Annotated in this window: 6 protein-coding genes; all 6 read right to left on the bottom strand. The window is 73.3% G+C overall.

The window, feature by feature from the left end:
- On the bottom strand, positions 1–393 hold a 393-nt coding region (locus ACRDSK_RS30400; RefSeq protein ID WP_431444832.1), incomplete at its 3' end, for a sirohydrochlorin chelatase.
- On the bottom strand, positions 390–1,508 hold the full coding sequence (locus ACRDSK_RS30395) for a uroporphyrinogen-III synthase (RefSeq protein WP_431444831.1): 1,119 nt from the start codon (positions 1,506–1,508) through the stop codon (positions 390–392). The genes ACRDSK_RS30395 and ACRDSK_RS30400, both read right to left, overlap by 4 nt.
- Positions 1,505–1,840 carry a nitrite reductase small subunit NirD gene (nirD, locus tag ACRDSK_RS30390; RefSeq protein ID WP_431444830.1) on the bottom strand — a complete coding sequence of 112 codons (336 nt, stop codon included), beginning with the start codon at positions 1,838–1,840 and terminating at the stop codon, positions 1,505–1,507. The genes ACRDSK_RS30395 and nirD overlap by 4 nt, the downstream gene beginning before the upstream one ends.
- Positions 1,837–4,341, bottom strand: coding sequence for a nitrite reductase large subunit NirB (gene nirB, locus ACRDSK_RS30385; protein ID WP_431444829.1), 2,505 nt, complete (start codon positions 4,339–4,341; stop codon positions 1,837–1,839). The genes nirD and nirB overlap by 4 nt, the downstream gene beginning before the upstream one ends.
- A gap of 12 nt (positions 4,342–4,353) precedes the next feature.
- On the bottom strand, positions 4,354–5,883 hold the full coding sequence (locus ACRDSK_RS30380; protein WP_431444828.1) for an MFS transporter: 1,530 nt from the start codon (positions 5,881–5,883) through the stop codon (positions 4,354–4,356).
- Between the two features lie 15 nt (positions 5,884–5,898).
- Positions 5,899–6,707: FAD-dependent oxidoreductase (locus tag ACRDSK_RS30375; protein ID WP_431444827.1), on the bottom strand; the 809-nt coding region annotated here is incomplete at its 5' end.

Raw genomic sequence — 6,707 nt, 5'->3', positions numbered from 1 at the left:
CGGGTCCGCGGAGCCCGCCGCCGCGAGGACGACGGGGTCGCCACGCCGCCAACCGGCCTCGACGAGCCGCTCGTGCGCGACCGGGGCGAGGGACGGGCCCAGCGGCGGGGTGAGGATCGCGGGCCGGCCACTGCGTCGAATCTGCTCGGGGATGTCCACGTGCACGTGGTACCCGGCGGCGAGGAACGCCGGCACGACGACCGGAACGGGGGACTCACCGGGCGGGAACGGGGGACTCGCGAGGGCCGTGGCGATGTCGGGTGGGCGGACGTCGGCGTAGGCCACGGCGACCCGGACGCCGGGCAGGCGCTCGCGGACCGCGGACGCCAGCGATTCGATCGTGGTGGGGCCGGCGGGGTCGCGGGTGCCGTGGGCCGCCAGGAGCAGGGTCATCCGACCGGGACGGCCAGGCGGTAGCCGCGCTTGACCACCGTCTCCACCAGGCCCGCCGTGCCCAGGGCGGAGCGCAGGCGGCCGATCGCCGTCTCCACCGCGTGCTGGTCCACCGTGTCCAGGCGGCCGGAGTGGCGGCGTAGCACGCCGCCCAGCACCGGCCGGGACAGCACGCGGCCCGGGCTCTCGGCCAACGCCCGCAGCATGGCCATCGGGGCGGGCGGCACCGTGCGCAGCTCGCCGTCCACCACCACCGCCTGGCCGCGCAGCTCCAGCACCGACGAGCCGAGGCTCACCCGCATCGCCCGCGCCGGCAGCGCCACCGACAGCTCCCGCACCAGCCCCCCGATCCGGGCCCGCTCCGGCTGGATCACCGGCACGCCCTCCCGCTGCATCGGCCCCGCCGTGATCGGACCCACGCACGCTACGAGCACCCGGTGGCGCAGCTCGTCCAGCACCGCGTCGACGCGGTCTCCCGCGGCCCGCAGGACGCTCGCCGCCGCGGGAGCGCTGGTGAACGTCAGCGCGTCCACCTGCCCGGCCAGCACCGCGTCCAGCAACCGGTCCAGCGGCGCGGGATCCGTCGGCGCCGTCCACCGGTACACCGGGATCTCCACCACCTCGGCACCCGCGCAGCGCAGCGAGTCCACAAAGGTCCGCAGCGGCTCGCCGTGCAGCTGCACCGCTATCCGCAGTCCGTCCACACCGGCCTCCAGCAGGTGGTCGAGCACCTCGGCGCTCGACTCCGAGTCCGGCGACCAGTCCTCCACCAGGCCGGCCGCCCGCACCGCGCCCTTCGCCTTCGGTCCCCGGGTCAGCACCGCCGACGCGCCGAGCGCGGTCCGCAGCGAGTCGCCGATGCCCCAGCCCTCCGCCGCCTCCATCCAGCCGCGGAACCCGATGCCCGTGGTCGCCACCGTGACGTCCACCGGGGCGGTCAGCAGGCCGCGGGTGGCGTTCAGCAGATCGGTGTCGTCGGCGAGCTGGACGATGCGGATCGCCGGTCCGTAGTAGACGGTCGCGCCGCGGCGTTCGAGCAGCGCGCCCAGCTCGTCCGCGCGGCGCGCCGCGGTGACCCCGACCGTGAACCCCGCCAGAGGCGCCACGGCCGTCAAGGCGACCCCACCATCAGCACCCCGTCCGCGACTCGCACGGGGTGGACGTGGACCGACACCGACCGGTCCTCCACGCACTCGCCGGTGCGCAGGTCGAAGTGCTGCTTGTGCATCGGCGAGGCGACCACCGGCACGCCACCCAGGTCGCCGACGATGCCGCGGGACAGCACCGCCGCCCCGCTGAACGGGTCCACATTGGACACCGCGTGCACCTCGTCGGCGACGAGGAACACCGCCACCTGCGCACCGGACGGGAGCAGCGCGGCCACCCCGCGGCCGGGCAACAGGTCGGCCGGCGCGCATACGGCGGTCCAGGTCGACAGCGCGGTCATCGGCTCACCTCCGACGTAGTCGACGGAATGCCGAGCGGCACCGGCTGGCCCCGTTCCGAACGGAAGGTCACGGTCGGGTCCGGCGTTCCCGGCGCGTTGACGAAAGACGTGAACCGGGCGAGCTTCACCGGGTCGTCGAGCACCCCGCCCCACTCGTCGGCGTAGGACTCGACATGTCTGGCCATGGCGGCCTCCAGGTCGGCGCAGATTCCGAGGCTGTCCTCGACGATCACGTCCCGCAGGTGGTCGATGCCGCCGTCCATCGCCTCGAGCCACGCCGCGGTGCGCTGCAGCCGGTCGGCGGTACGGACGTAGAACATGAGGAACCGGTCGACCAGCCGGACGAGCGTCTCGGAGTCCACATCGGACACGAGCAGCTCCGCGTGCCGCGGCGAGAAGCCGCCGTTGCCGCCGACGTGGAGGTTCCAGCCGTGCTCGGTGGCGATCACGCCGAAGTCCTTGCTCCGCGCCTCGGCGCACTCCCGGGCACAGCCCGACACCCCGGCCTTGATCTTGTGCGGCGATCGCAGCCCGCGGTAGCGCAGTTCCAGCTCGATCGCCATCGTTACCGAGTCCTGCACCCCGTACCTGCACCAGGTGCTGCCGACGCACGACTTCACCGTGCGCAGCGCCTTGCCGTACGCGTGCCCGGACTCGAAGCCGGCGTCCACCAGCCGGCGCCAGATCCGCGGCAGCGCCTCGACCCGGGCGCCGAACAGGTCGATCCGCTGCCCACCGGTGATCTTCGTGTACAGCCCGAAGTCCTGCGCCACCTGGGCGATGACCATCAGCCGCTCCGGGGTGATCTCGCCACCCGGGATACGCGGTACCACCGAGTACGTGCCGTTGCGCTGGATGTTCGCGAGGAAGTGGTCGTTGGTGTCCTGCAACGCGGCCTGCTCGCCGTCGAGCACATGGCCGCCGCCGAGCGAGGCCAGGATCGAAGCCACCGAGGGCTTGCAGATGTCGCAGCCGCGGCCCGTGCCGTACCGGGTGACCAGCTCGGAGAACGTCGTGATCCCGGTGGACCGGACGATCTCGAACAGCTCGGCCCGGCTGTGCGTGAAGTGTTCGCACAGGCCCCTCGACTGTGCGACACCGGCCGCGCCGAGCAGTTGGGAGAGCATCGGCACGCACGAGCCGCACCCGGTCCCGGCTCTCGTGCAGGTCTTGAGCGCGGGCACGTCCACGCATCCGTCGGCGATGGCGCCGTCGATCGCACCGCGGGTCACCGCGTGGCACGAGCAGACCTGCGCGTCGGCCGGCAGCGCGCCGACCCCGACCGGCGCACCGGCCGGGGAGATCAGCGCGGCCGGGTCGCCCGGCACCGGCCGGCCCACCAGTGGCCGCAGCGTCGCGTACGCCGACGCGTCGCCGACGAGCACGCCACCGAGCAGCGTGCTGGCGTCGTCGGACAGCACGAGCTTCTTGTACGAGCCGGCCACCGCGTCGTTGAGCACGACCTCGAGCGCGCCCTCGGTCCGCGCGTGCGCGTCGCCGAAGCTGCCCACGTCCACGCCGAGGAGCTTGAGCTTGGTCGAGGTGTCCGCGCCCGGGAAGGTGGCCTGGCCGCCCAGCAGCCGGTCGGCGACGACCTCGGCCATCGAGTAGCCCGGCGCGACCAGCCCGTAGACCCGGCCGTCCAGGCAGGCGCACTCGCCGACCGCGTACACCCGCGGGTCGGCGGTGCGGCAGGCGTCGTCGACCATCACACCGCCTCGCTCTCCGACCGGCAGCCCCGCCGCGCGGGCCAGGTCGTCGCGCGGCCGCACGCCGGCCGAGAACACCACGAGGTCGACGTCGAGCTCACTGCCGTTGCCGAGCCGGGCGAGCAGCCGGTCGCCGTCGGCCTCGATCGACGACGTGCCGGTGCCCGGGTGGACGGTGACGTCCAGGTACTCCACGAGCCGGCGCAACAGCGCGCCGCCGCCCTCGTCGACCTGCACCGGCATCAACCACGGCGCGAGCTCGACCACGTGCGGCGAGAGCCCCATGTCCCGCAGCGCCTTCGCGGCCTCCAGTCCCAGCAGCCCGCCGCCGACCACGAGCGCCGCCCGCCGCCCTCGCGGCACATGCGCGGCGTGGGAGCGGATGCCGTCGAGGTCGTCGATCGTGCGGTACACGTGGCAGCCGGGCAGGTCGTGCCCGGGCACCGGCGGCACGAACGGGTACGAGCCGGTCGCCAGCACCAGCGCGTCATAGCCGCACACCTGCCCGGAGGCCGCGGTCACCGTGCGCGCGGCCCGGTCGACCGCCACGACCGGGTCGCCGAGGTGCAGCGACACCGCCTCGTCGCCCTCGAAACGGGCGCCGGCGAGGGTCAGCGTGGCCGCGTCCCAGGTGTCCACATAGGACGACAGGGCGACCCGGTCGTAGGCCGGCCGCGTCTCCTCGGCGAACACCTCGACCCGCCAGTCGCCGCGACGGTCGCGATCGCGCAGAGCCTGGACGAGCCGGTGGCCGACCATGCCGTTGCCGGCCACGATGAGCGTGCGTGCCATCGAAGAACCTCCTCAGACTCCGGCGTGCGCCAGGCTCGGCACCCGCGCGACGACGAACGACCGGCGCAGGTAGTAGAACCACGTCAGGACCGCGAAGACCGCGTAGCCGGCGAGGAACACCCACAGCGCGGAAGTGGACCAGTCGGCGTTGGCCTGTGCGACCGCGACCTTCTCCGCGGGCGTTGACGCGGCGGTGACGGCCTTGGTGACGGCCAGGCTCGCGTCGCGGAACACGACCTGGATCAGGAACCCGCCGAACGCGCCGATCGCGCCCGCGATGCCGATCACCGCGGCGGCCTTCCGCTTGTACGCCAGCGCGGTCGCCGCCGCGTCGCCACCGTGCTCGGCGACCTCCCGGCGGCCCAGCTCGCCGAAGATGACCGGGATCATCCGGTACGTGGACCCGTTACCGGCGCCGGACAGCAGGAAGATCACCATGTAGGAACCGAAGAACAGGCCGAAGCTGTGCTGGGTCACACCGACGATCGCGAATGCGGTGCACACGCCCATCCCGAGGAAGCAACACAACGTCACCCGGGCGCCACCGATGCGGTCGGAGAGCCAGCCGCCGAACGGGCGCGCGACCGACCCGATGAGCGCGCCGAGGAAGCCGAGCCCGGCGAGGTAGGTGGCGATGAACGGGTGCGTGGCGAGGAACTCGGGGAACGTGTTCTTGACGACCAGCGGCAGCGCGAACGAGTAGCCGATGAACGAACCGAAGGTGCCGATGTAGAGCACCGACATGACCCATGTCTGCCCGTGCCGCAGCGCCGTCAGATACGAGCGCGCGTCCGAGCGGGCCTGGGTGAGGCTGTCCATGAACAGCCACGCGCAGATCGCCGCGACCACGACGAATGGGAGCCACACCAGCCCGGCGTAGGCGAGGTGCACCTCGTGCTGAGGCAGCTTCGCGGCCGCCGCGGGCACACCGATGATCACCACGAGCGGGACGACCAGCTGCACGACGGCCACGCCGAGGTTGCCGCCGGCCGCGTTCAGCCCGAGCGCGAAGCCCTTGCGCCGCTCCGGGTAGAAGAACGAGATGTTCGCCATCGACGAGGAGAAGTTGCCGCCGCCGAAGCCCGCGGTCGCCGCGCACGCGAACAGCACCCAGAACTGCGCCTCGTGCGACTGGGCGGCGAGCCAGCCGCTCGGCACGACGGTCGCCAGCAGGACCGACGGGATCAGCAGCAGTGCGGCGCTGACGCCGGTCCACAGCCGGCCGCCGAACCTCGGCACCGCGAACGTATAGGGGATCCGCAGCGCCGAGCCGACGAGGTTCGGGATCGCGGTGAGCCAGAACATCTCCGCGAGGGTCATCGTCAGGCCGACGTTCGCCAGGTTGATCACGACCACCGACCAGAGCACCCAGATCGCGAAGCCGAGGTGCTCGGCGAAGATCGAGAAGACGAGGTTCTTGCGGGCGACCCGCTTGCCGGTCGACTCCCAGAACCCCTCGTCGTCCGGGTCCCAGTGCTCGATCCACCGGCCGCCTTTCGTGGTGGCGGCCGGCTCGATCGTGGTCTCGGTCTCGACGGTCACGTACTCCTCCTCTGCTTAGGCGTCAGTAGTGGTCAGCCAGTCGGCGATGCCGCGCACGGCGTCGCCGCAGCCGCCGCAGCCGGTGGTCGCCCGGGTCGCCGACGCGAGGTCCGCGGCGCTGCGGGCGCCGGCCCGCCAGGCGGCGACGAGTTGGCGCTTGCTGACCGTGTTGCAGCGGCAGACGGTGGCCGCGGCCGGCAGGTCCGCCGGGCTCGTCACCGAACCGGGCGGCATGGCGCGGCCCAGCAGCAGGGCGATGCGGTCGGACGGGGCGGGGATGCCGCGGTCGTAGAGCTGGGTGATCGTGGCCGCGGCATCGGGCGAGCCGAGCAGGATCGCGCCGGTCACCCGCTCGTCGCGTAGGACGAGCTTGGCGTAGCGGCCGCGGGTGACGTCCTGGAGCAGCAGGACCTCGGCGTCATCGCTGTCGCTCACGTCGCCCAGGGCGGCGAGGTCGACGTCGCGGGCCTTCAGCCAGGTGACCACGGGCGTGCCGCGGTAGCGGGCGGCCGGGTCCGCGCCGGTCAGCAGGTCGGCGAGCACCTCGGCCTGCTCCCACGCCGGCTGCACGAGCCCGGAAACCGTGCCGGGGTGCCGCGCGCAGTCGCCGATCGCGTGCACGCGCGGGTCGCTGGTGCGCAGCGAGTCGTCGATCACGACGCCGCCGTCCACCGCGAGCCCCGCCTCCTCGGCAAGGCCGGTCTCCGGGCGGACGCCCGCGGACACGACGACGAGGTCGGCCGGGACCTGGGCGCCGTCGGCGAGCTTGAGGCCGTCGCCCGGCACGTAGCGGGCGGCGAGCACGCCGAGCCGGACCTCGATGC

It is taken from the genome of Actinophytocola sp., from assembly GCF_050699915.1.
Lineage (GTDB): Bacteria > Actinomycetota > Actinomycetes > Mycobacteriales > Pseudonocardiaceae > Actinophytocola.
This window is presented reverse-complemented; position numbering and strand designations above follow the sequence as displayed.